Source organism: Comamonas sp. JNW, assembly GCF_003105075.1.
GTDB classification, from domain to species: domain Bacteria; phylum Pseudomonadota; class Gammaproteobacteria; order Burkholderiales; family Burkholderiaceae_C; genus Comamonas; species Comamonas squillarum.
On sequence record NZ_QETI01000022.1, the window covers coordinates 19092 to 38135 of the forward strand.

23 protein-coding genes and 1 pseudogene are annotated in these 19044 nt (G+C 63.0%); 7 read left to right on the forward strand and 17 right to left on the reverse strand.

What is annotated here, in order from left to right; genetic code table 11:
* Positions 1 to 34: 34 nt before the first annotated feature.
* Positions 35 to 1138 carry a GGDEF domain-containing protein gene (locus DCO45_RS21500; RefSeq protein WP_116927723.1) on the reverse strand — a complete coding sequence of 368 codons (1104 nt, stop codon included), beginning with the start codon at positions 1136 to 1138 and terminating at the stop codon, positions 35 to 37.
* Positions 1139 to 1458: 320 nt separating this feature from the next.
* A complete protein-coding gene (locus DCO45_RS21505) occupies positions 1459 to 1968 on the reverse strand; it encodes an Lrp/AsnC family transcriptional regulator (RefSeq protein WP_243419452.1) in 510 nt (169 codons plus the stop codon).
* Between the two features lie 136 nt (positions 1969 to 2104).
* Between DCO45_RS21505 and glmS the strand changes: the two genes are divergently transcribed.
* Positions 2105 to 3994 (forward strand): glutamine--fructose-6-phosphate transaminase (isomerizing), encoded by a 1890-nt coding sequence (gene glmS / locus DCO45_RS21510; protein ID WP_116927725.1) that lies wholly within the window; start codon positions 2105 to 2107, stop codon positions 3992 to 3994.
* 369 nt (positions 3995 to 4363) lie between these two features.
* Positions 4364 to 4654, forward strand: a complete 291-nt coding sequence (locus DCO45_RS21515; RefSeq protein ID WP_165841249.1) for a putative quinol monooxygenase — start codon at positions 4364 to 4366, stop codon at positions 4652 to 4654.
* 53 nt (positions 4655 to 4707) lie between these two features.
* Here the strand turns inward: DCO45_RS21515 and DCO45_RS21520 are convergent, their stop codons facing one another.
* From DCO45_RS21520 to DCO45_RS21530, 3 genes are all read right to left on the reverse strand, one after another.
* Complete coding sequence (locus tag DCO45_RS21520) at positions 4708 to 6174, reverse strand: L-lactate permease (RefSeq protein ID WP_116927727.1); 1467 nt, start codon at positions 6172 to 6174, stop codon at positions 4708 to 4710.
* 121 nt (positions 6175 to 6295) lie between these two features.
* The gene (locus DCO45_RS21525) at positions 6296 to 6496 is read right to left on the reverse strand and encodes a nitroreductase family protein (RefSeq protein WP_116927728.1); all 201 of its coding nucleotides are present in this window, start codon (positions 6494 to 6496) and stop codon (positions 6296 to 6298) included.
* A 45-nt stretch (positions 6497 to 6541) separates the two neighbouring features.
* Entirely contained in the window at positions 6542 to 7414 is an 873-nt protein-coding gene (locus tag DCO45_RS21530) for an EamA family transporter (RefSeq protein WP_116927729.1), read from the reverse strand.
* A 64-nt stretch (positions 7415 to 7478) separates the two neighbouring features.
* Between DCO45_RS21530 and DCO45_RS21535 the strand changes: the two genes are divergently transcribed.
* Positions 7479 to 8024, forward strand: coding sequence for a MarR family transcriptional regulator (locus tag DCO45_RS21535; protein ID WP_116927730.1), 546 nt, complete (start codon positions 7479 to 7481; stop codon positions 8022 to 8024).
* 394 nt (positions 8025 to 8418) lie between these two features.
* Here the strand turns inward: DCO45_RS21535 and DCO45_RS21540 are convergent, their stop codons facing one another.
* On the reverse strand, positions 8419 to 8940 hold the full coding sequence (locus tag DCO45_RS21540; RefSeq protein WP_116927731.1) for a DUF6314 family protein: 522 nt from the start codon (positions 8938 to 8940) through the stop codon (positions 8419 to 8421).
* A gap of 345 nt (positions 8941 to 9285) precedes the next feature.
* Between DCO45_RS21540 and DCO45_RS21545 the strand changes: the two genes are divergently transcribed.
* Together DCO45_RS21545 and DCO45_RS21550 are read left to right on the forward strand one after the other, a co-directional pair.
* Positions 9286 to 9852 carry a hypothetical protein gene (locus tag DCO45_RS21545; protein ID WP_116927732.1) on the forward strand — a complete coding sequence of 189 codons (567 nt, stop codon included), beginning with the start codon at positions 9286 to 9288 and terminating at the stop codon, positions 9850 to 9852.
* A 204-nt stretch (positions 9853 to 10056) separates the two neighbouring features.
* Positions 10057 to 10464: a BLUF domain-containing protein gene (locus DCO45_RS21550; protein ID WP_116927733.1), complete on the forward strand. Its 408-nt coding sequence runs from the start codon at positions 10057 to 10059 to the stop codon at positions 10462 to 10464.
* A 200-nt stretch (positions 10465 to 10664) separates the two neighbouring features.
* On the opposite strand, the gene DCO45_RS21560 is transcribed toward DCO45_RS21550, so the two are convergent.
* Complete coding sequence (locus DCO45_RS21560; protein ID WP_165841250.1) at positions 10665 to 11345, reverse strand: histidine kinase dimerization/phospho-acceptor domain-containing protein; 681 nt, start codon at positions 11343 to 11345, stop codon at positions 10665 to 10667.
* On the opposite strand from DCO45_RS21560, the gene DCO45_RS21565 reads away from it, so the two are divergent.
* Positions 11326 to 12546, forward strand: coding sequence for a TonB-dependent receptor (locus tag DCO45_RS21565; RefSeq protein WP_116927735.1), 1221 nt, complete (start codon positions 11326 to 11328; stop codon positions 12544 to 12546). The genes DCO45_RS21560 and DCO45_RS21565 overlap by 20 nt on opposite strands.
* Before the next feature lie 126 nt (positions 12547 to 12672).
* On the opposite strand, the gene DCO45_RS21570 is transcribed toward DCO45_RS21565, so the two are convergent.
* The 10 genes from DCO45_RS21570 to DCO45_RS21610 all read right to left on the reverse strand — a co-directional run bounded on the left by DCO45_RS21570 (position 12673) and on the right by DCO45_RS21610 (position 17883).
* Positions 12673 to 13158 (reverse strand): hypothetical protein, encoded by a 486-nt coding sequence (locus tag DCO45_RS21570; RefSeq protein ID WP_116927736.1) that lies wholly within the window; start codon positions 13156 to 13158, stop codon positions 12673 to 12675.
* 207 nt (positions 13159 to 13365) lie between these two features.
* Positions 13366 to 13767, reverse strand: a complete 402-nt coding sequence (locus DCO45_RS21575; RefSeq protein WP_116927737.1) for a DUF3224 domain-containing protein — start codon at positions 13765 to 13767, stop codon at positions 13366 to 13368.
* A gap of 147 nt (positions 13768 to 13914) precedes the next feature.
* The gene (locus DCO45_RS22825; RefSeq protein ID WP_133248232.1) at positions 13915 to 14130 is read right to left on the reverse strand and encodes a hypothetical protein; all 216 of its coding nucleotides are present in this window, start codon (positions 14128 to 14130) and stop codon (positions 13915 to 13917) included.
* A complete protein-coding gene (locus DCO45_RS21580; protein WP_116927738.1) occupies positions 14127 to 14696 on the reverse strand; it encodes a sigma-70 family RNA polymerase sigma factor in 570 nt (189 codons plus the stop codon). Before DCO45_RS21580 ends, DCO45_RS22825 begins: the two co-directional genes overlap by 4 nt.
* Before the next feature lie 12 nt (positions 14697 to 14708).
* Positions 14709 to 15164, reverse strand: a complete 456-nt coding sequence (locus tag DCO45_RS21585) for a DoxX family protein (RefSeq protein WP_243419454.1) — start codon at positions 15162 to 15164, stop codon at positions 14709 to 14711.
* Positions 15127 to 15408: a DNA-binding domain-containing protein gene (locus DCO45_RS21590; protein WP_116927740.1), complete on the reverse strand. Its 282-nt coding sequence runs from the start codon at positions 15406 to 15408 to the stop codon at positions 15127 to 15129. Before DCO45_RS21590 ends, DCO45_RS21585 begins: the two co-directional genes overlap by 38 nt.
* Positions 15381 to 16163, reverse strand: coding sequence for a DUF692 family multinuclear iron-containing protein (locus DCO45_RS21595; RefSeq protein ID WP_116927741.1), 783 nt, complete (start codon positions 16161 to 16163; stop codon positions 15381 to 15383). Before DCO45_RS21595 ends, DCO45_RS21590 begins: the two co-directional genes overlap by 28 nt.
* Positions 16164 to 16221: 58 nt before the next feature.
* Positions 16222 to 16557 (reverse strand): DUF4148 domain-containing protein, encoded by a 336-nt coding sequence (locus DCO45_RS21600; RefSeq protein ID WP_116927742.1) that lies wholly within the window; start codon positions 16555 to 16557, stop codon positions 16222 to 16224.
* A 78-nt stretch (positions 16558 to 16635) separates the two neighbouring features.
* The gene (locus DCO45_RS21605) at positions 16636 to 16863 is read right to left on the reverse strand and encodes a hypothetical protein (protein ID WP_116927743.1); all 228 of its coding nucleotides are present in this window, start codon (positions 16861 to 16863) and stop codon (positions 16636 to 16638) included.
* Between the two features lie 396 nt (positions 16864 to 17259).
* Complete coding sequence (locus DCO45_RS21610) at positions 17260 to 17883, reverse strand: TetR/AcrR family transcriptional regulator (RefSeq protein WP_027011382.1); 624 nt, start codon at positions 17881 to 17883, stop codon at positions 17260 to 17262.
* A gap of 153 nt (positions 17884 to 18036) precedes the next feature.
* On the opposite strand from DCO45_RS21610, the pseudogene DCO45_RS21615 reads away from it, so the two are divergent.
* Positions 18037 to 18928 (forward strand): annotated as a pseudogene (locus DCO45_RS21615) (TonB-dependent receptor); the annotation flags it as partial.
* Positions 18929 to 19044 lie beyond the last annotated feature (116 nt).

Below are 19044 nucleotides of genomic sequence, written 5' to 3' on the forward strand. Positions count from 1 at the left end.
CACTATGCCCGGCGCTATGGGATGAGGGCTGCGGTCAAGCGCCTGCGGCTGCTCCAGGGCCGGGCATGCTGGCCAGCTCGGCCAGGTGCGCGGCCGAGATCGGTTCCAGCTCGGCATAGCTGCCGTACATGCGCGGGGCGCCCCGGGCCTGTTCCAATGCCGCTTCGGCCTGCACAATCCAGTCGTCCACCGACTGGTGGTACTTGGCCAGGCTGGCAATGCCGATGCTGACGCTGATCTGCACATCGGGCCAGTCGCGCAGACGGCGGTTGAGCGCCTGGCTGTGGATGCGGTCGGCAATCTGGTTGGCGATGTCCAGGTTCACACCCGACAGCAGCACGGCAAACGAGTCGCCGCCAAAGCGGCAGGTGGCATCGCCCGGGCGCACGCAGGTGCGCAAGGTGTTGGCCACGGCAATGATGACCTCGTCGCCAGCGGTCTCGCCATGGCGGCTGTTGAGCTCGCGGAAGTTATCTACATCCACGACGATCAGGAACGCCGGAATGTCTTTTTGCTTGGCATAGGCGAACAAACGGGTCGCCAGATCCTGCCAGTACATGCGGCCAAAAAAGCCGGTCATCGCATCGACGCGGCGCATCACCATCAGCATCTGTTCTTTGTGGGCCAGGCTGCGCAGCAGGTGGCCGGTGGCGATGCCTTGCATGGCCAAATACAGGGCGACGGCCAGTAGGCTGCCGACAATGGTGAAGGTGCTGGTTTGGTGCTGGACCTCGAACGAGGTGAGCAGACCGGTGACGGCCAGGCCTGCAATGGCGCCGACCACGGCCAGCATGGCATGGCGAACGCTTTGCATGGCGTAGGTGCAGTGCACCAGCACCATCAGCATGATGGCACTGGTCAGCAGGTGGAAATGCACCAGCGCCACCCAGACGCCAATGACCAGGCCGTCGACAAAGCTGAGGATGACATCGTTGACGTCCGACCCACCGGTGCGCCGGGTGCGCCAGCGGGCCAGCAGGGGCCAGGCCAGCAGCGGCAGCGCCACGGCCAGCCCGACGGGCCAGGAGGCATTGCGCTGCCACAGCGCGCCTGCGGCAGCGAGCGCACAGGACGCCAGGAAAACAATGCGGCCCCAGTCACTGCGCTGCTGGGTGCTGTCCATTTTGATATGCACCATGTATTGCCTCTCTTACCCAGTGAGTCACAGTCTGCGCAGGATGGCCTCGCAATGTTACTGTTTGATACTCACGGCGCAAGTATGAGGCCGGACTATCGCTAAGACAAGCCAGTCCGGGCTTATTACATTTGTTGAATGTTTTCGTCCACAACGACTGCCTGAGAGTGGTCATGCACATCGCGGCCATGCATCGTGGCTGCAGCGGGCCGGGTGGCAAGGCTGTGGCGCAATGCCCGTTTTTACCAAGCGGGTAATCGCAGGGCTCCAGAGGGCGCCGGAGCAGGAGCAGGAGCCGGAGCCGCAACCCCGCGGTAAGGGCGTTAGCCGTGGTGCGACAGGTGCGGCCCCTTGGGCAAGGGGATGCGGGTGATGAACTTGCTGCGCTTGGTGGCGAAGTAGGTTTTTACATTGCGCACATTGCTCTGCGAGGTGAAGAGCTTTTGCGTCAGCGCCAGGTAGCCGGGCATGTCATGGGCGTAGACCACCAGCACAAAGTCCGGCCCCGGGCTGACCCGCCAGCATTGCTGCACCTGGTCGTTCTGCACCACGGCGGCCTCAAAGGCATCGAGCTCTTCGGAGCCCTGGCGATCCAGGCTGACCTCGACCAGCGCGAACAGGCCAAAGCCCTGCACCTTGGCCAGCACATCGTGCGAGAGCAGGGCCACCTCGGCGGCGATCAGGCCCATCTCGCGCAGGCGCTTGATGCGCCGCAGGCAGGTGGGGGGCGAGACATGCACCTTGTCGGCCAGCGCGTGGTTGCTCACCGAGGCATCCTTTTGCAAGGCATCGAGCAGCTGCAGGTCGATGATATCCAGTGTGAAATCATTCAAATTCTCATTCATTTTGAAATTTTATTTCAATAGATATTTAATAAGAAATATTATTTCAAAATCTCGCAAAAATGGAAAGAAAATTAAATGCTGACCTGTCTACACTGCAGCCATTGTTGATCAAGGAGTGAACACTATGTGCGGCATTGTTGGTGCAGTCTCTACGCGCAATATCGTCCCGGTGCTGGTGCAAGGTCTGCAGCGGCTGGAGTACCGCGGTTATGACTCCTGCGGCGTGGCCGTGCATGAGGCGAGCCTTGATGGCCGCCAGCCGGCAGGCCTGCGCCGCGCCCGCAGCACGGCCCGCGTGGCTGAACTGATGGAGCAGGTGGCCAGCGAGCAGGTGCAGGGCGCCACAGGCATCGCCCATACGCGCTGGGCCACGCATGGTGCGCCCGCCGTGCACAACGCCCACCCGCATTTCAGCGCAGGCCCGGGCGTGGCCGATGTGCAGGCCGTCGGCCGCGTGGCCCTGGTGCACAACGGCATCATCGAGAACCACGAAGCGCTGCGCGCCGAGCTGCAGGCCAAGGGCTACCAGTTCCTGAGCCAGACCGATACCGAAGTGATCGCCCACCTGGTGGACAGCCACTACGACGGTGACTTGTTCACGGCCTTGCAGCAGGCCATCAAGTCCCTGCGCGGCGCCTATGCGATTGCTGTCATGCACAAGGACGAGCCCCACCGCGTGGTCGGCGCCCGGGCTGGCTCGCCGCTGATCCTGGGCGTGGGCAACAACGAGAACTTCCTGGCCAGCGATGCAATGGCGCTGGCCGGCGTGACCGACCAGATCGTCTACCTGGCCGAAGGCGATATGGTCGACCTGCAGATTGGCCGCTACTGGGTGGTGGACCACAACGGCAAGACACTGGAGGCGGCCGACCGCCCGGTCAAGACCGTGCATGCGCACAGCGGCGCGGTGGAGCTGGGCCCCTACCGCCACTACATGCAAAAAGAGATCTTCGAGCAGCCGCGCGCGATTGCCGATACGCTCGAAGGCGTGCAAAGCGTGGTGCCCGAGCTGTTTGATGGCGTGGAGGGCGATGCCGCCTGGCGCGTGTTCAAGGAGATCGACGAGGTGCTGATCCTGGCCTGCGGTACCAGCTACTACAGCGGCTGCACCGCCAAGTACTGGATCGAAGGCCTGGCGGGCATCCGCTGCAATGTGGAAGTGGCCAGCGAATACCGCTACCGCAAGAGCGTGCCCAACCCCCGGGCGCTGGTCGTCACCATCAGCCAATCGGGCGAGACGGCCGATACGCTGGCAGCACTGCGCCATGCCCAGGGCCTGGGCATGACCAACACTCTGACCATCTGCAATGTGGCCACCAGCGCCATGGTGCGCGAGTGCAAGCTGAGCTACATCACCCGTGCGGGCATGGAGATCGGCGTGGCCTCAACCAAAGCCTTTACCACCCAGCTGGCGGGCCTGTTCCTGCTGACCCTGGCCCTGGGCCAGAGCAAGGGCCACATCACCGAAGCCCAGTCCGACGCCTACCTGGAAAAAATGCGCCACCTGCCGCTGGCCCTGCAAGCCGTGCTGGCGCTCGAACCCCAGGTGGTGAGCTGGGCCGAGGACTTTGCGCGCAAGGAAAACGCGCTCTTCCTGGGCCGTGGCATCCACTACCCGATCGCGCTGGAAGGCGCGCTCAAGCTCAAGGAAATCAGCTACATCCACGCCGAGGCCTACCCGGCCGGCGAGCTCAAGCACGGCCCGCTGGCGCTGGTGGACAGCGAGATGCCCGTCGTCACTGTCGCCCCCAACGACGAGCTGCTGGAAAAGCTGAAAAGCAATATGCAGGAAGTGCGCGCGCGCGGCGGCGTGCTCTATGTGCTGGCCGATGCCCACACCAATATCGAGAATGCCGAAGGCATGCATGTGATCCGCATGCCAGAGCACTACGGCGTGCTCAGCCCCATCCTGCATGTGGTGCCGCTGCAGCTGCTGTCCTACCACACGGCCGTGGCACGCGGCACCGATGTGGACAAGCCGCGCAATCTGGCCAAGTCGGTCACGGTGGAGTAAGAACCTGTTCAAAGTCTCCTCGCGCCGCGACAGTGTCTTTGCGAGATGGGATGCTAGGGGGGGCGCCCAGCCGCGCAATACCGCAGCAATAGCCCAGCTATTGCGAGGATTTGCAACGACGCAGACCGCCCCTGCCCGGGTGGCCCTCGCCGGGCGCCCCTTCCCGGGCAGCGCAAAGCCACTGTCCCTGCGGGTTGGAGTGAAATCGGGCGATTTCTGCGCGCTGGCCCTTGCTTGCACCCCGGTGCAAGCTGCGGACCATCCCTTCGAACTCATCCCGATTGCACTCCAACGCGGCTGCGTAGAGCCTTTGAACAGGTTCTAAGACATGCCTGCATGGTTTGCTCAGCGCACCCAAGGAGGCCTGGTTTGACGGAACCGCTGAACCTGATCGTCACGCTGCAGCCGCGCGCGGGCTGTTTGCCGGATGTCGTCTCGACGCTCACGACGCTGGCGCAGGCCAGCCGGCAAGAAGCTGGCTGCCTGCGCTACGACGTGGCGGTGGGCAAGGAGCTGGTCTATCTCTTTGAGGCATGGACCGACCGCCAGGCTTTGGCTGCGCATGAGAAGGAGGCGCACTTTGTGCTGGGCGTCGCTGCGCTGAACCGCTTGTGTGAATCCCAAAGGGTGGAATTTGTCGAGTGGCAGGGGCCAGGCTAGCCGGCCTCGGTACCCATCTCCCTGGCTACTGAAGCGGCTGCGGTGGGCCGGTGCTAGCTGTGCCAGGTACTGAGCCAGGCAAAACAGGTCATCACCGCGAATGCCGTCAGCGCAAACGGCAGCAGGAACAGGTAGACCGACCGCTCCTCTGAAGCCCCATGACTGAGCCTGGCCGCAATCGACATGCGCACCGGTGAGAAAAAGCCCAACGCGAGCCCGGACACATGCACCACCGCGCCCGTGGCCAGCAGGCTGATGCCGGCCTGCGACGCGAGCGTGGACAGCGGTGGCAGCAGCAGGCTGTTGCCAGCGTTTCCGGTGTTGGCAATGATGCCCAGCGCGCCAGCCAGTGCAGGGGTGAGCATCACCGCATCCCGCCCCCACGCGGCAAAGAGGCCATTGGCCAGACCTTGGGCGATGCCCGATTTATTGAGCATTTCCGCCATCATCGCAAAGAGAAGTACTGTCCGCACAGCCTGCTTGCCGGTGGACCAGGAGGCTGCGACCTCGGCCTTGAGCGTATGCGTGCGCTTGCGCGAAGCCGCCGTCAACAGCGCGGCCACCAGGAACCACAGGCCGGAATGCATCAGCGGCAGCAAGGTGGGCAGGTCGGGAAAGGGCCGGAACCATAGCAGCGTCGACAGGCATTCTCTGAGGCTGGGTAGGAGCCTGGTCGCGGCCAGCCATCCAATGATCAAGCCATAGGGCAGGCAGGCGATGGCACGTTGGCGAACTTGCTGCCCATCGGGGCGCTCATCCACCAGGTAGCGAAGAATGATGAGCGGGCTGAAGGCGGCAAGCAGTGCGGTCTCCGGACCCAGCAAGTAGGTGCAGGCAACGAGGCTCACCAGGCTTGCCGCCACCCAGAGCAACTCCCACGCGCACTCGCGGAGCGACATGTGCTCTTTGCCTTGGTGCAAAGTGACCCAGAACAGGGTGAGCCACAGCAGCATCAAGGTCGCGACAGGAACGGCTGAATACAGGGCCAGGTCCGTGGGCGACACCCGCAGGTAGGCTGCACCCAGCAGCGTGCCGCTGCTCATTGCACCCCAGGGAATGAAGGTCTGGCTGAGCAAGGCAAACACCATCAGGTGGCGAGGCGCCAGGGCCAGGTGGCGCAGCATCATCACCGTGCCCACCATTCCGACGCCAAACCCAGTCGCAGACTCGGCAAAAGGGCCGACCAAAAAGCAGGCAAAGAAAAGCCTTCTGCGGCGCGCATGGGGGTCGAGACCCGCAGAGGGAGCGTCAGCGCCGCCGAGCGCATGTTTGCTGGACGCAACGCGCCAAAAAAGCAGGCCGCCCAGAATATAGGGCGCGATGGTCCCGCCAATCCAGGCCCCCCGCATGAGCGACTCACCGAGCTTGTCGATGGAAAACGGAATGGGTCCGCTGAAAAACGCAATGGGCACCGTCAGCGCCAGACCCAGCAGCGCTGCCCGGGTCGCGTTCCACTTCAGAAAGGCAATGGCCAGCGCCACCACCAAGGTAGGCGTCGCCCAAAGCAGGTAGCTATGCATCACCGCGCTGTTGCTGTGGGGCGGCTGGCTGCAAACGCAGCGCTTTTAGGGTCATGCCTGGCATAGAAAAGATGTCGTTATTTATTACAACGATTCTCCGACCTTCCAGGGGTTTGCCCAGTCACCTTGGCTGCTCACGTCTGTTGAGAAGCCGGTCAGAGCGCACGGCGATAAAGCGCCAGTTCTGCATGTTATAGGGCGACGGGGCACGCGTTGCCTGTGCGATCAAGGCCTGGATGCGGGCCTCACCGAGCGGCGGGCCATCGACATAACGGTGGACGGAGACGCGGCTTTCAATGGCTTGTTGTACGGGATTGGTCATGGTCAGGTTGAGTGGCTAAGGGGTGAAAAAACGGGCAGGTCGGCATCAGCGAGAAGGCGCCGCCGTCCACTGCACGGCCAGCACGCTGACCAGCACCACCACCAGGCCGGCCAGCGCCATGCCGGTCATCGATTGGCCCAGCAGCGCCCAGCCCAGCACGACGGCGGTGAGGGGGCTGAGCAGGCCCAGCGATGCGACGGCCACGGTGGGTAAACGTGCAATGCCGCGAAACCACAGCGCATAGGCCAGCAGCGCGCCTGCCAGGCAGAGATAGGCATAGGCCAGCCCTTGTACAGCGCTGAGCGACGGCAGCGGTGCATCCAGCCACCAGGCCAGCGGCGCAAGCATCAGGCCGCCCAGCAGCAGCTGCCAGCCGGTGAGCGCCATCACCGGCAAGTCCAACTGCCAGCGGCGCGTGAGCCAGACCCCGCTGGCCATGCAGGCGGCGCCCAAGAAGGCCGCGGCAATGCCGATGGGCTCGAACACCGTTTGCGGCGATACCAGCAGCAGCGCCATGCCCAGCACCCCGGCCACGGCCGCCGCCAAGGTGCTGCGGGCGGGGGATTTGCCGTCGGCCCACCAGGCCAGCGCCATCACCATCAGCGGCTGGATGGCGCCCAGCACGGCGGCCAGGCCACCGGGCAGGCGGTAGGCCGCCACAAACAGCAGCGCCTGGAAGGCGCCGATATTGAGCGCACTCAGGATCAGCAGGCGCAGCCAGTGCTGCTGCGCGGGCAGCCGGCGCATGGCCAGTACCAGCAGCAGGCCAGCGGGCAGCACCCGGATCAGCGCGGCGGTGAAAGGGCGGTGGGGTGGCAGCAGCTCCGAGGTCACGATATAGGTGGAGCCCCAGACCATAGGGGCCAGCGCGGTGAGGGCGATGTCTTGCCAGCGGGAAGGGCGTGGGAGGGTTTGCATAGGTTTTATCTTCAAATCAAGATAAAATGAATGCTAACCTTTAAATATCTTGATATCAAGACAAATGCTAAAAAAACCTTTGTCCTCTGCGGGTGATGCCGTGGACGCGATCCTGGCGCAATGGGCGCGCGAGCGGCCCGATCTGGATGTCAGCCCGATGGGTCCGATTGGCCGCATCAAGCGCTGTTCCGCACTGATCGAGCAAAGTCTGGATGTGAACTTTGCGCAGTTCGGCCTGAGCTTTTGGGAGTTCGATATGCTGGCCGCGCTGCGGCGCTCGGGCGCGCCTTACCGGCTCAGCCCCACCGAGCTGTTTTCCACCTTGATGGTGACCTCGGGCACCATGACCCACCGGCTCAAGCGCCTGGAAGCCAATGGCTGGATCGAGCGGGTGCCCCATGCGCAAGATGCGCGCAGCATGCTGGTGCAGCTGACCAAGCCCGGCCTCAAGCTCATTGATGCCGCCGTTACCGCCCATGTGGACAAGGAACGTGCGCTGCTGCAGCCCTTGCCCGCAGCAAGCCTGGTGGCGCTCAATACGCATCTGTCGGCGTTGCTGGCGGTGCTGGAAGGCGGCGCAGGCAGCTCAGAGGATGAGCAGGGCAGTTGATGCGTTGTTGAGGGGGCAGTGTTTAGAACCTGTTCACAGTCTCTACGCAGCCGTGTTGGAGTGCAATCGGGATGAGTTCGAAGGGATGGAACGCAGCTTGCACCGGGGTGCAAGCAAGAGCCAGCGCGCAGAAATCGCCCGATTTCACTCCAACCCGTAGGGACAGTGGCTTTGTGGGCGCCCGGCAAGGGGTGCCCGACTAGGGCCGCCCGGGCAGGGGCGGTCTGCGGCGTTGCAGTGCTTGCCAATAGCGGGCTATTGGCAAGCACTGCGCGGCTAAGCGCCCCCTCGCATCCCATCCCGCAAAGACACTGTCGCGGCGCGAGGAGACATTGAACAGGTTCTTGGATCAACGGACTTTTAATCCGCTGGTCTAGGCTGCCTCCCAGACGTCTCAGATCGCTGTGCTGCTGGTGGTCGGGGCGCCCGCCAGCCGCTCATACAAGGTATAGCTGCGGTAGGACTTGTGCGGCCCACGCACCTGGTGCTCGATGACAAAGCCGCCGCTGCGCAGGAACTCGTAACTGCTGTCATAGCGGTCCGCAATACACAGGTGCGAGCTGCTGGCGCTCAGCTGCCCGTCCTGGTCGACGGCAGGATGCAGCCGGTGAAAAAGGCGCTGCTGCTGGGCATCGAAATAGATGCACAAATGGGCCCCTTGCTGGCTGAAGAAATAGCTGCCGCTGGCGCGAAACGAGCCGCCGCTTTGCAGCACCATCTGGCCGCTCTCGGTGTAGTGGGCCGCGCTCGCCCCTTCGGGCGTGAAGCGCGCCTGGCCCTGCACGGTGCCAATGGGGTTGCGGGTCACCAGATCTTGCAGGCTGCGGGAAAAACGCCATTCGCCTTGCAGCGCGGCAAGCAGGTGTTCTGCCACCCAGGGGAGGGGGTGCTCGGTAGTCATTGCGGTGTTTTCCATAGGCGGAGCATCTCTGTTGCAGACCCTCTCAGCGCCTGACGCCCTTGTGCCGAGGTGCCGTGGGCAGCGGCAGATTTTGCCAGGGTTTTCTCGCCCGCCCTATCGCTGCCAACGGCTTGGAGCCGCTCGTTTGGGCGGTAGGTGAAATCTGACCATGTGTCCGTCCTGCCACCCACAGCCTGCGCGGTTGGGGCTGCTGATAATTCATTCACGCCATTGAGGCCAGCAACGCAGCCATTGTGGCGGTATTGCATGAATGACATGCCAGGAGACTATTTTTTGCGCTTCATTGATAGGCCCAAAAAATAGTCAGCTCTTTCACCATAACGATCCAAGGAAAAAACCATGAAGCTCCAACCTACCATCGCCGCCCTGTGTGCAGCCGCTTTCTTCTCCGGTGGCGTTTTCGCCATGACCTCTGCCGAGCAAAAGGTCGAGAAGGACCGCATTGAAGCCGAGCACAAGGCGGCCAGCGACCAGTGCAAGCCCATGAAGGGCAATGCCAAGGATGTCTGCAAGAAGCAGGCTGATGGCCAAAAGAAGGTTGCCATGGCTGACCTGAAGCACCGTGCAGAACCTACCGAAAGCCACCGCCACGACCTGGCCAAGGCCAAGGCAGATGCCGAGTACGACGTGGCCAAGGAAAAGTGCGACGACGCCACGGGCAACACCAAGGACGTCTGCCAGAAGGAAGCCAAGGCAGCCCATGTGAAGGCTTTGGAAGCCGCCAAGGTCGCTGAGGTGAGCGCCAAGCCATCGTCCAATCCATCGGATGTGGCCGATGCGCGCAAGGACGCTGCCGACAAGTCGCGTGAAGCCGACTACAAGGCTGCCAAGGAGCGCTGCGATGCCATGGCCGGTGATGCCAAGGACGCCTGCGTGACCGATGCCAAGCGCAAATTTGGCCAGTAATCTGCGTTGATGCTGCGCCTGCGAAGGCGTTGTCACCAGCCCCTGATGCACCATCTGCGATGGCCATCAGGGGCTGGTTTTGTGCGGTGATGGCAAGTGCCTGCTATCGCTGCCAGGCTCTGGAGCAGAAAAAAGACCTCAGCCGGCACTCACCCGCCGAGGCAAGCAGTACATTGCATACATATTGACAGCGAAAGTGCAGCCATGCCTTCTTTTCTCCGATCCCTTCTCTACACCAGCAGGCTGGCTGCCGGCTATGGACCCACCGAGGTGGGGCGCATCGTCAAGCAGGCACGTGAGATGAATGCCATCCATGGCATCACCGGCGTGCTGGTGTTTGATGGCGACTGGTTTGCACAGTATGTGGAGGGCGCGCCCGAGGCCATGCTGGTGCTGGAATCCCATCTGCAGGCAGACCCCCGGCATTCCGATTTCCGGGTCATCGATTCGGGGCTGTCCGGCCCCGAGCGGCGCTTTCCCAACTGGGTGATGGGTTATGCGGATGGCGATATCGACAGCACCGGTTTGAACATCTCGGCGCTGGCCCAGGCAGATACCTATGAGGCGCTGGAGCGCTTTGCCCAAGCGGTCAAGACCTTGGATATTCTCTGACCGGAAGGCCTAGCCGCCCTCGCTGATGGCGAGCGCGCTCGATGGTGGTGGCGGACCCTTGGCCAGCAAGATGCCCCAGGCCCATCACCGTGCGCTGACCCTGTTTTTGCGGATGCGCATGCAGGCCGACAGGCCCTGCGGTTCGCGGCTGTGCAGCAACAGCACGCCGCCATGCGCCTGCGCAATGGCATCGACAATGCTCAGGCCCAGGCCGTGGCCACCCGTATTCTGGTTGCGTGATGCGTCCCCGCGCTCAAAAGGCTGGCGCATGCGCTCGAGCTGCGCGGGCGCATGCCCGGGCCCCGGTCCTCCACGCAGACCTGGGCAAGGTCCTCATCTTCATCGAGCACCAAGCTGGCGCTGCCGGCATAGCGCAGCGCGTTGTCGATCAGGTTGTCCAGCGCGCGTCGCAGGCTCAGAGGCTGGCCCATCACCGGCGCGCGGATGTGGCCGCGGATATCGACGGGCTGGCCCAGCTCCTGCCGGTCCTGGCAGATGCTGCGGGCCAGTGCATCCAGGTCAATCTGCTGCAGCGGGCCCTGGTGCTCCCGCGCCTGGATAAAGGCCAAGGTGCTGTCGATCAGGCCTTCCATGCAGCTCAAGTCGCCGCGCAGCTTTTGCTTGCCATTGTCCAGGTCGGCGCTGTCCAGCAGCTCCAGGCGCAGCCGCATGCGCGTGATGGGCGTGCGCAGATCATGCGATACGGCGGCCAGAAAATGCGTGCGCTCGGTCAGGTTGGCGGCAATGCGCTGCTGCATGCGGTTCAAGGCATGCGCGGCCTGGCGTACTTCGCGTGGGCCGTCCTCGTCCATGCGCGGCGCGGCGACCACATCGCGCTCCAGCGCCTGCGCGGCCTGGCCCATGCGCAGCAGTGGGGTCACCACCCAGCGCACCGCCAGCAGCACCAGCAACACCACCACCAACACCACCACCAAGTACCTGCAGTGGACGCTCAACGGCCCCTTTGAGGCGCTGGGCCGGCGCCACCAGTTCATGATGGGCGCGAACTACAACGACAACACATCGACCGCCTATGGCCTGGACTGCTTCAACAGCGCCGGCCAGTCGGTGGCCTGCATGAACCGCATCAGCAACGGCTTTGCGATCGGTGACTGGCGCGAATTTATCCGCACGGGCCAAGGCATTGGCGAAGTGACCACCGCCCGCAACGGCAAGGACACCGTCACGCGCATCAAGACCTATGGCAGCTATGCGGCCACGCGCCTGAGCATCACCGATCCGCTGTCGGTCATCGTCGGCGCGCGCCTGAGCTGGCAGCGCAACTTCTCCAACGGCGTCGTCACCTCGGACTTCAGCCACCAGGTCACGCCCTATCTGGGCGCCGTCTATGACCTGAATCGCAACTACTCGCTCTACGCCAGCTACACCGATGTGTTCGAAGCCCAGTCGCAGCGCCGCGTCGATGGCACGTATCTCGATCCCAAGTCCGGCACCGCGATGGAAGTGGGCGTCAAGGGCGAATGGCTCGATGGCCAGTTCGATGGCTCGCTGGCGGTGTTCCGCAACCAGCAAAAGGATGTGGCAACGATTGCGCGTGATGCCAACGGCGACCCGCTCTACGTGACCGGCGACGAGGGCGTGACCACCTATCTCAACGGCGCATCGGGCTTGACCACCAAGGGCTTTGAGCTGGACTTCTCCGGCCGCATCACGCCAAGCTGGAACGTCTATGGCGGCTACACCTATCTGTCGGTGAACAACCCCAACGCCACCGGCGCAGAGGATGACCCCAAGCACCTGCTGCGCCTGAACACCAGCTACCGCCTGCCCGGCAGCTGGAACAAGCTTACCCTGGGCACGGGCCTCACGGCACAGAGCAAGATGCACCAGGTCGCCACCGGCACCAGCCACCCGACTGAAGGCGCCAATGTCAATATCGACCTGAAGGCCTACACCTTGTTCCATGCGATGGCGCGCTATGAGATCAACAAGGACCTGGTCGCCACCCTGAACATCTCCAACCTGTTCGACAAGACCTACTACCGCCAGTACGGCTTCTACTCGGGCGCCATCTATGGCGAGCCCCGGACCGTGCGTCTGAACCTGAAGGCCACCTTCTAAACCAAGGACCGCGTTCCTAAGGCAGATCCGCAAAGATCTGCCATGCTGCAGCCCACTCTGCAGCCCTGGACTTTGCAGTGCCAGCCTGTGCTGGCGCTGCAGAGTCCTTTTTTGTGGCCGTCTGCGCTATCGCTGCTGGAGCTCGTCCGCGATGCGCTGGCACCAGGCCTGGGCCTCTGCCTGCAGGCCAAAGCTGCTCAGGTGCATGGCGCGCTCGCCCCGTACACGCAGGCGCACGACATAGTAGGGCCCATCTTCGGCACTGCGCTCCAGCACGCTGGGCGGCTCGATATCAGCATAGGGAATGGCACGCGGGGGCCGTGGCAGGCGGCCATGGCGCACCAGGCAGTGCTGGCGCTGGTCAAAATGCAGCCGCAGGCAGCGCCCGCATGCCAGGCAAAGAAAGAACACCCCCAGCACCACCGGCGCCGTGATGCAGGCGGCCAGCAGCAGCAGTTGCCACCAGGGCAGGCCCCAGTGGCCATGCTGGACAAAGGGTACCGGGATGAGAAACATCGCCAGGCCCATCACCGCGACAAACAGCCGCATCGGCCAGCTGATGTGCTCCTCGTAACGGAGGCCATCGGCGCTGTCGCGGAATCCATGGGTCATGTCATGCCTTTTGCGCGGGGCGCGGATGGGGCGCTGAAGTGGAGAACCCACCAGCGGGGTCGCCAGGGAGCTGCACAGATTGGATCTGGATTCTACGGGGCGGCTACGTATTCGGAACATGGCCACGATGCCCCATGCAAAAAGTCCCGGGCCTGCATGCGATTGCAGGCCCGGGACTTTTCAGTCGCCGAAGGTGCTGGGGGCTCGTCAAGCCTCAGGCAGCTGGTACACAAAGCGGTAGGAATGCTGGCCGTTGTCGATCGTGATCTGCATGCTGCCGCGCAGGCCCTGCAGTGCATCGGTGGCCGAATCGGGTACGACGCTGATGCTTTGCGTGGACTCGCCCTGCGCCATGCTGGCGCTGTGCTGCAGCACAAAGCTGCCGCTGCGGCCATGCAGGCTGCCTTGCACGTGCTCCATCGCCACATAACCGGCCGAGCCGGCGGTCGTGCTGCGGAACGACAGCATCTCGCCCTGGCTGGTCGCCTGCAGGTCGCCGCTGAATTGCTTGTCGAGTGAGAGCCGGCCCAGGCCGGTGGCCTCGGCAACAGAGCTGAGGCCTTCGGGTTGCAGCTTGATGTCAAAGCGTCCGGTGGCGATGTGGTCCATGGCAGTGTCCTGGCAAAAATGGCATTTTCATCTATCACTGTATTTATGTACAGTCATGGGTCGTGATCGTGATCTCCATGGTGATGAGGCTGTGCGCTTCGGGGCAACCCGTCGTTGGGACGGTGCCCCGGCGATCCTGTCCGGGCCTTAGTTCTCCGAGGAGGGCTTGGCGGGCGGGTTCGGTGGCGTTTGCAGATGCTCGCTGTAGCCCTTGAGCATGTCTTGCAGCGCCTGGTCATTGCGCGTAAAGGCGCGGCAGCGAAAGCAGATCATGCGGTGCTGCCAGGCGGCGATTTTGCCGGCCGTGCCGGCCTCTTCCATTTGCCCGGAGGTAAGTTGAAAAATGTATTCACGGCATTTCATGAAGCAGTCTCTTTGTCAAACCAGTTTTGGTGCAGGCACAGCTGCAGCTGCTTGCGCGCGCGGCTCATGCACTGCCAGTAATCGGCCTTGGTGATGCCCAAGGTGCTGCAAATCTCCTCGGCCTCGCATTCCAGAAACTCCTTCATGGAAAACACCCGCGCTGGCTTGGCCGGCAGCTTGTGCACACACAGGTCGACGACGATGAAGAACTGGTCGTTTTGCAGCTGCTGCTGGGGGTTGACCCAGGTAGTGGGCGCAACGCCCTCAACCCAATGGCCCCGCTTGTCAAACAGGACCTGGTCGAGGTCGTCCTGGAAAGCCTCGTCATAACTTACGGGCGCGCGGTATTTCTGTCGCAGCCGGTCGCTGATCTTGTTGCGCAAAATGCCAAACAGGTAGCTCTTGGCCTGGTCGGCGTCAAAGCTGCTGCGGTCCAACTGCAGCAGCGCCGCCAAGGTATCTTGCACGGCATCCTCAGCCTCTTCACGCGAGGGCAGGTGCAGCATTGCAAAGCGCAGCATGGCGCTGCGCCATTGGACGGTGATCTCTGCTGCGATGGTGTGCATACACTCCTTGGCTTATCGATGGCAACAACGGTCCAGGGACCAGCGGCCCGCCCCCTGGCTGACAATGGCGACCAGCATGATGCCCAGCATCAAGGGCACCTTGAAGCCCAGGCCGTCATCGCTGTCGATCTGGTTCCAACCGGCCCAGCCCAGGTCGAAATGCACGCTGTACACCGCCACATAGGTGATGAAGATCAGCCCCAGCGCGGCAATGCGCGATGCCAGCCCGATGATCAGCGCCACGCCCAGCACCAGCTCGGCAAGCCCTGCAATGCCCCAGTTGAGGCTGGCAGGCAGCCAGCTCACCGGAATGGGAAAGTCCAGGCCTGCAAACCAGGCCGGTGCCTCCCAGCCCGATGACAGTTTACGAAAACCCGCCAGCACAAACTCCTGCCCCACCCACAGGCGCAGCAGCAGCAGACCCAGGCCATCAATCTTCTCGCGTGCTTTCACGTGCAATGAATTCAAGGAATGCATCTTTCATATCTCCATAGTAGGGCGAGCTCCAGCGCGAGTCGCGCACAAAGGCGGTGATCAATTCCCGCCAGGCCTCGTCGCCCAGTTGCTCGCGCAGTTCCGGAAAATGGGCCTCCACCATCTGGCTGGCGCCCAGGTAGACCAGGTGGCGGTAGGCACGCATGCCGTTGTCGCTGTAACCCGCAGGCACCTGGTCGGACAGACCTCTTACATAGTCGTAGAAGTGCGCAGACATGCCAGCTCCTGGTTGATGACCTCCATGCCGGGGACATCGTTGTCCCATTCCAGCAGCACGGGGGTGCCATGGCGCTCGGCAAGGCTGCGTGCGAGCTGCTGGGTGTGTGCTTCCACCGGCTGGCTGTGCGTGTCCATGAACAGGTCAAAGCGCGCATCGAACTCATGGCCCGCCACATGCATGTAGCTCACGCGGCCCATGTCCAGGCCTTGCACGAATTCGCTCGGGCTGGGGCCGCCATGGTTCTTGTGGTTGACCGACAGGTTGTTCAGGTCCAGCAGCAGATGGCAGTCCGCCTGGTCGAGGACCATGCCGAGAAAATCCGCTTCGGGCATCGCGCCCACATTGGTGTACCAGGTCGTGTTCTCGACCGCGATGCGCATGCCCAATGCATCTTGCACGAAGCGGATGCGGTCGGCCACCCGGCGCGCATGTGACTCGGTAAAAGGCACGGCAAACAGGTCATAGAGCTGGAAGCTGTCGCCGCTGGCGGCCAGGTGGTCGGAGTACAGCGGGGTGCCCAGGTCATCAATCAGCTGGCGCAGATCGCGCAGAAAGGACCTGTCCAGTGGTGCGGCGCCGCCCAGATTGAGGGCCACGCCATGCAGGTTGACCGGGCGTCCCGAGTCGATCAGCGCCTGCAGCGGCGCCAGATCCCGGCGCACCCAGTTCTCGGGTGCGACCTCAAAGAAGTCGGCATGCACGGCGGACATGTCCCAGTCGAGCATTTCACGTCGAAAGCCAAGGCCAATCATGTGGTGTCCTCATTTCTGTGGAGGCACGAGTTGGCACTTGGCCAACCCGCATCCAACGTTACTCTCCAAAGCTGTCACCCTGTGGCAAGGTGCCGGCCATGCGGGCCTGGGAAGCGGCCTCGATGACCTGGGCACGGCTCAAGCCCATGCCGGGTTGCTGGGTTTTGAACTGCGGCGCATCAAAATTGCCGTCGAAACGCAACGTGCCGTCCATGCGGGCCTGGGTGAACTGCATCCGGACCTGGTCGCGGCTGAGGCTGCTGTTGGAGGGGGCATAAGCCGGGTAGTCCGAGCCGTTGCCCACGGGGGCGGTGCTCATGGCCTGGGCGCTGCCGGCAAAGGCCAGGCTGGCGGCCAGAAGAAGACGGGTAGTGATCTTGGTAGTGGTCGACATGGTTGGAACCCTTTCTGTGGTGGGGGCGGGTGAGCGTGGAGGCTCACCCTGGTGTTGTGTGGTGTGTTACGGAGTGGGTCAGTGGGTACCCGCGCCATCCTTCTTGGAGCAGCCGCCGTCCTTCTTGGAGCAACCGCCGTCCTTCTTCGAGCAGCCGCCATCCTTCTTGGAGCAGTTGGCGTCCTTGGTGCTCGATTCCTTCTTGCCGCAGCTGCCTGCGCCGCATTTGCTGTCCTGGCTGCCAGCGGCCCAGGCGGAGGTGGCGAGGACAGCGGCGGCCAAGGTGGTGAGGGTCTTGATGTTCATGGTGTCGTTCCTGTGATGAAAGGTTGAAAGTGCACAGCACAGCGCTGCCACGTTGATGAAGTCGTTCGACCTGATCGATTCCTGACATATTTTTGAAAATATTTATCGAGACCGCCAAAAAAAGCAGGCGCAAGGCTGCGCCCGCCCTGCCAAAGTGGCCAGGGTGTGGATGTTTTCAGGGAGAGTGAGTGCTGCTGGTGCTGCGGGCTAGCAACTAGCTAGTGGCTGCAGAGCTCGCGCCCATGGCATGGAAGCGGATAGCGATGAGGCACAAGGCGTCTTTGGAAGGCGAGCTGTAGTCATGGCCAAGGCTGACCATGCAGCGGGTCAGCGGGGCCTGCGTTCAGACTGCAGCAGGGCGCATGGCAGAGGGCGCCTGGGGCAGACCCGAGAGCGTCAGGGCTGCAGCTGCGGATCGAGCTGCAGCTGCAGCAGCGCGCCGGCGATCAGCGCATGCATGCCCTGGGCCAGATCACCTTCCATCTCGGCGGTCTCAGCCTCGTAGCTGGTGGGCACCACGCTCTCCTGGCGCGCGGCCGAGTACACCGAATCGGCAGCGGCCAGGCCGTGGAAGGCGATGGTCGCCAGCAGCCAGCGCGACTGCTCTTTGCCAATGCGGTAGGCCTGCGCGACTTCTTCCTGGTGGGTATCGATCTTCTCGAGCATCGCCGGGGTGGCGACCAGCCTGCGGATCACATAGGGCGTCACGCCCGGGTAGGTCTTGGCGAACTGGCGCACCGAATCGCTGAAGCGGACCAGGTAGTTCTGCAGGCCCTCTTGTTCGCCCACCTTGGGCAGAGAAAACTCCCAGCGCCGAAAAATCTCCTCGGCCACCATGTGCTTGAGCTCGGCCAGGCTGGGCACATGCTTGTACAGCGCCATATGCGTCACGCCCAGCGCGCTGGCCACGCCCACAAAGGTGATGTTGGGCAATCCCATCTCGATACCTGCATCGGCGATGCGCTCTTGCGTGATCAGGCGCGGGCGCCCGCGTGGGGCTGCTTTTTTCTCAGGGTCCATGTTCTCTCCAGGTGCCAGGCCATTGTCAGCCAAACCGCTGCTGCGATAGCTGTAAAAGATGTACGGTAATTTATTAGTTTAGTATTATTAAACTAACTATTGTTCCTATTGCGTTTCGCGTTGGGGCGGGCTGTCTATCGTGTGCCCGGCGTCGACTGGACCACCAACCTCTACAACCCGGTATGGGGCCCGGCTGCCGACTTTGTCGCGCCCCACATCGATGGCGCAAGACCGCGTGCAGCTCACCTTGGGCGTGCGCCGCCAGCAGGTGGTCTGCGACAGCTACAACATCACCTCGGGCGCGCGTACCTCGCGCTATGACGAAAGCGCCACCTCGCCCGCCGCTGCGCTGCTGGTCAAGGCCAGCGACAACCTCTCGCTCTACGCCAACTACATCGAAGGACTGAGCCAGGGCGCCACCGCACCGATGACCGCCGCCAACGCCGGCGAAGTGTTTGCGCCCTGCAAGAGCAAGCAAAAGGAGATGGGCCTGAAGCTCGACCTGGGCGACTTCGCCCACACCGTCAGCCTGTTCGAAATCACCCGGCCCAGCAGCTATACCGACCCTGTGACCAACGTCTTCTCGTTCGGCGGTGAGCAGCGCAACCGAGGCATTGAGTGGAGCTTCTTCGGCAGCGCCATGCACGGCCTGCGCCTGATGGGCGGCGTGGCCTACACTGCCCCGAAGCTGACGCAAACCGCTGGTGGCGTCAACCAAGGCAAGCTCGCCACCGGCACCCCCAAGTGGCAAGGCAAGCTGGGTGCGGAGTGGGATGTTCCTGGCGTGCAAGGCCTGGCCCTCAGCGCCAACGCCACCGCCGTGTCCCGCCAGTACATCAGCGCCGACAACAGCCTCTGGGCCGCCGGCCGCACCACCTATGACCTGGGCGCCCGCTACATCACCAAGGTGGCCGACAAACCCGTCACCTTGCGGGCATCTGTTCTGAACGCGACCAACAAGTCGTACTGGGGCATGCCCCAGCTGTCCAGCCTGGCGCTGGGCGCGCCGCGTACGTTTGCGCTGTCGGCGTCGGTGGATTTTTAATTAAGTTAGTAGCTAGCTGTGAAGGTTCAATAGGTTGTATCCGGTGTTCATCCGGGTTGGATTTGAGAGACTGGAAGTCGCCAAACACCCAACCCACTCAGGACAGCCAACCGGAT

What these genes read in the sequence shown, in the direction of transcription:
- DCO45_RS21530 (WP_116927729.1), bottom strand. Translation starts at nt 7,414, where the DNA reads ATGCAAACCCTCCCACGCCCTTCCCGCTGGCAAGACATCGCCCTCACC.
- DCO45_RS21540 (WP_116927731.1), bottom strand. Translation starts at nt 8,940, where the DNA reads ATGGAAAACACCGCAATGACTACCGAGCACCCCCTCCCCTGGGTGGCA.
- DCO45_RS21580 (WP_116927738.1), bottom strand. Translation starts at nt 14,696, where the DNA reads ATGCACACCATCGCAGCAGAGATCACCGTCCAATGGCGCAGCGCCATG.
- DCO45_RS21500 (WP_116927723.1), bottom strand. Translation starts at nt 1,138, where the DNA reads ATGGTGCATATCAAAATGGACAGCACCCAGCAGCGCAGTGACTGGGGC.
- DCO45_RS21520 (WP_116927727.1), bottom strand. Translation starts at nt 6,174, where the DNA reads ATGCATAGCTACCTGCTTTGGGCGACGCCTACCTTGGTGGTGGCGCTG.
- DCO45_RS21610 (WP_027011382.1), bottom strand. Translation starts at nt 17,883, where the DNA reads ATGGACCCTGAGAAAAAAGCAGCCCCACGCGGGCGCCCGCGCCTGATC.
- DCO45_RS21565 (WP_116927735.1), top strand. Translation starts at nt 11,326, where the DNA reads ATGCGCAGCAGTGGGGTCACCACCCAGCGCACCGCCAGCAGCACCAGC.
- DCO45_RS21550 (WP_116927733.1), top strand. Translation starts at nt 10,057, where the DNA reads ATGCCTTCTTTTCTCCGATCCCTTCTCTACACCAGCAGGCTGGCTGCC.
- DCO45_RS21570 (WP_116927736.1), bottom strand. Translation starts at nt 13,158, where the DNA reads ATGACCCATGGATTCCGCGACAGCGCCGATGGCCTCCGTTACGAGGAG.
- DCO45_RS21605 (WP_116927743.1), bottom strand. Translation starts at nt 16,863, where the DNA reads ATGAACATCAAGACCCTCACCACCTTGGCCGCCGCTGTCCTCGCCACC.
- DCO45_RS21600 (WP_116927742.1), bottom strand. Translation starts at nt 16,557, where the DNA reads ATGTCGACCACTACCAAGATCACTACCCGTCTTCTTCTGGCCGCCAGC.
- DCO45_RS22825 (WP_133248232.1), bottom strand. Translation starts at nt 14,130, where the DNA reads ATGAAATGCCGTGAATACATTTTTCAACTTACCTCCGGGCAAATGGAA.
- DCO45_RS21575 (WP_116927737.1), bottom strand. Translation starts at nt 13,767, where the DNA reads ATGGACCACATCGCCACCGGACGCTTTGACATCAAGCTGCAACCCGAA.
- DCO45_RS21590 (WP_116927740.1), bottom strand. Translation starts at nt 15,408, where the DNA reads ATGTCTGCGCACTTCTACGACTATGTAAGAGGTCTGTCCGACCAGGTG.
- DCO45_RS21545 (WP_116927732.1), top strand. Translation starts at nt 9,286, where the DNA reads ATGAAGCTCCAACCTACCATCGCCGCCCTGTGTGCAGCCGCTTTCTTC.
- DCO45_RS21525 (WP_116927728.1), bottom strand. Translation starts at nt 6,496, where the DNA reads ATGACCAATCCCGTACAACAAGCCATTGAAAGCCGCGTCTCCGTCCAC.
- DCO45_RS21595 (WP_116927741.1), bottom strand. Translation starts at nt 16,163, where the DNA reads ATGATTGGCCTTGGCTTTCGACGTGAAATGCTCGACTGGGACATGTCC.
- DCO45_RS21535 (WP_116927730.1), top strand. Translation starts at nt 7,479, where the DNA reads ATGCTAAAAAAACCTTTGTCCTCTGCGGGTGATGCCGTGGACGCGATC.
- glmS (WP_116927725.1), top strand. Translation starts at nt 2,105, where the DNA reads ATGTGCGGCATTGTTGGTGCAGTCTCTACGCGCAATATCGTCCCGGTG.